The following is a 2,668-nucleotide window of genomic DNA, read 5'->3' on the forward strand; positions in this document are numbered from 1 at the left end:
GCGCCATCGCCGAACAAACCAACCTGCTGGCCCTCAACGCCGCCATCGAGGCCGCCCGCGCGGGTGAGGCCGGCCGTGGTTTTGCCGTGGTCGCCGATGAAGTGCGCAGCCTGGCCCAGCGCACGCAGCAGTCCACCGAAGAAATCGAAGAGCTGATCGCCAGCCTGCAAAATGGCACCCAGCGCGTCTCCAGCGTCATGGACAGCAGCCGCGAGCTCACCGACAGCAGCGTGGAACTGACCCGTCGTGCCGGCAGCTCGCTGGAAACCATCACCCGCACCGTGTCCTCGATCCAGTCGATGAACCAACAGATCGCCACCGCGGCCGAACAGCAGAGCGCGGTGGCCGAGGAAATCAATCGCAGCGTGATGAATGTACGGGATATTTCCGACCAGACTTCGGCGGCGAGCGAGGAGACCGCCAGTTCCAGCGTGGAGCTGGCGCGGCTTGGCACCCACCTGCAGGGCCTGGTGGGACGTTTCCGCCTCTGAGCAGGGTGCTTGCCCTGCAGGGCGCGGAATAATCACCACGCTATTGAGGACTTTTCCCACTCGATTTGCAGGTCGAGTCTCACGCGATCTCTGCCGATGAGCAGGAGGGCCATGCTGGCAACCTAACAGCATGGCCCTTCTCTCAAATGGATGGAGACTCGCCATGTTCGGATACCTCAACCACCACCTCGGCAACATGAGCGTCCGCCTCAAGCTCACCCTCGGCTTCGCCGTGGTCCTGTTGCTCACCCTCGCCACCACCGTCAGCGGCTGGCGCGCCCTGGACGGCGCCATCATTCGCTCGCAGCAGCTCAGCGAGATCATCCAGATCAATGACCTGAGCAAAGACCTGCGCGCCGAGCGCATCACCTACCGCGTGCTGGCCGACGACACCAGCAAGGCACGCATCGACGCGATCCTCGACCAGCTCGAACGCCGGCTCACGCTGCTTCAGCAACGCAGCAGCGTCGATCAGTCGCGCGAGCTGCTCAGCGAGAAGCTGCGCCAGTTGCAACGCCTGCGCGAACATTTCGCCGAGCTGCTGCGCGCAGTCGGGAGCCGCACCGAGCTGCGCACGATCATGCAGGACAAGGACCGGATACTGGATGAAGTCATCGACGACCTGCAGACCCAGGCTCTGCTCAAGCTTCCCGCCGACCAACCGCAGGGCAACCTGCTCGGGCTGATGGACACGCTCACGCGCCAGGTCGACAGCGCCAACCAGCAAAGCCTGGTCCCTGCCTACACGTTCTCACCCGTCGAGGACTTCGCTCAGGTCGGCAATACGGCGCTCGATGCCGCGCAAGTCAGCCTGGAACAGATGCTCACGGCGCTCGCCCCGCTCGCATTGCCGAGCGACCTCATGGCGCGCCCCACGCTCGCCCTGGCCCAGTACCGGACCAGCCTGGAGCAATACCGCCGAGCAGCGATCCGCGTCGAACAACTGCAGAACGACATGGAAACCATGGGTAATGACCTGAGGGACGCCAGCGTGACACTGGCCGAGCAGAAAGTCGCACAACGCGACCATGAGGCTGTGGCCGCGCGCTCGATACTGACCAGCGTGGCACTGCTCGCCCTCGCGGTCGGCGTGCTGGCCTGTTGGTTGATCACTCGGCAGATCACCCAGCCCTTGCGCCAGACCCTGGCCCAGGCCGCACGGATCGCCCGCGGTGACCTCAGCCACGTGGAGACGGTGGCGCGGCGCGACGAAATGGGCCAGTTACAAAGCAGCATGCGCGAGATGACCCTGAGCCTGCGCCAGTTGATCGGCGGCATCGACCAGAGCGTCGAGCACTTGTCACAAGCGGCCTCGCAACTGGCCGGAGCCAGCGCCGACACGCTCGAGCGCATCACTCAGCAGCGCGAAGAAACCGACCAGGTGGCCACGGCGATGAACCAGATGAGCGCGACCGTGCAGGAAGTGGCGCAGAACGCCGAACATGCCTCATTGGCCGCAACCGACGCTGACCAGCAGGCGCAAGTGGGCGATCAGGTGGTGGCCGAAGCCATCGCGCGTATCGAACAGCTGGCAACGCAGATGGACCGCTGCCTCGCCTCGATGCAACACCTGGCGGGGGAAAGCCAACGGATCGGCAGCATCCTGGATGTGATCAAGTCGGTTTCCGAACAGACCAACCTGCTGGCCCTCAATGCCGCCATCGAAGCGGCGCGTGCCGGCGAAGCCGGTCGCGGCTTCGCGGTGGTGGCCGATGAAGTGCGGGGCCTGGCCCAGCGCACTCAACAGTCGACCGAGGAGATCGAGCACCTGATCGAGAGCCTGCACAAAGGCACCGATGAAGTCACCTCGCTGCTCGACAGCAGCAGGACCCTGACCGAGCAGAGCGTCGATCTGAGTCGCCGAGCGGGTGATGCACTGGGGCAGATCACCCGGACCGTGTCGAACATCCAGGGCATGAACCAGCAGATCGCCACCGCCAGCGAAGAACAGAGCGTGGTGGCCGAGCAGATCAACCGCAGCGTGATCAGCGTGCGCGAGGCATCCGATCACACCAGTTCGGCGAGCGAGCAGACGGCCACTTCCAGTGGCGAACTGGAGCAGTTGGGACAGCAATTGCGCGGGATGGTGGGGAGGTTCAGCTTGTAGGAGCAACTGTCTTGCTCAAAATCTAAAGGCCAGCCCAATCCCTGTGGGAGCGGGCTTGTCCCGCGAACAC

The 2,668-nt window shown here is 64.4% G+C and carries 1 protein-coding gene and 2 pseudogenes; all 3 read left to right on the plus strand.

From position 1 onward, the window contains the following. Positions 1–491 (plus strand): methyl-accepting chemotaxis protein (locus tag ACPZMI_RS02980; protein WP_426351638.1); only part of this gene is annotated, 491 nt, incomplete at its 5' end. A 196-nt stretch (positions 492–687) separates the two neighbouring features. Continuing rightward, positions 688–1,695: pseudogene (locus ACPZMI_RS25420) on the plus strand (methyl-accepting chemotaxis protein); the annotation flags it as partial. A 198-nt stretch (positions 1,696–1,893) separates the two neighbouring features. Beyond that, a pseudogene (locus tag ACPZMI_RS25425) lies at positions 1,894–2,464 on the plus strand (methyl-accepting chemotaxis protein); the annotation flags it as partial. Positions 2,465–2,668: the final 204 nt, after the last annotated feature.

Origin of the sequence: Pseudomonas wayambapalatensis, from assembly GCF_049942315.1 — a bacterium.
GTDB lineage: Bacteria > Pseudomonadota > Gammaproteobacteria > Pseudomonadales > Pseudomonadaceae > Aquipseudomonas > Aquipseudomonas wayambapalatensis.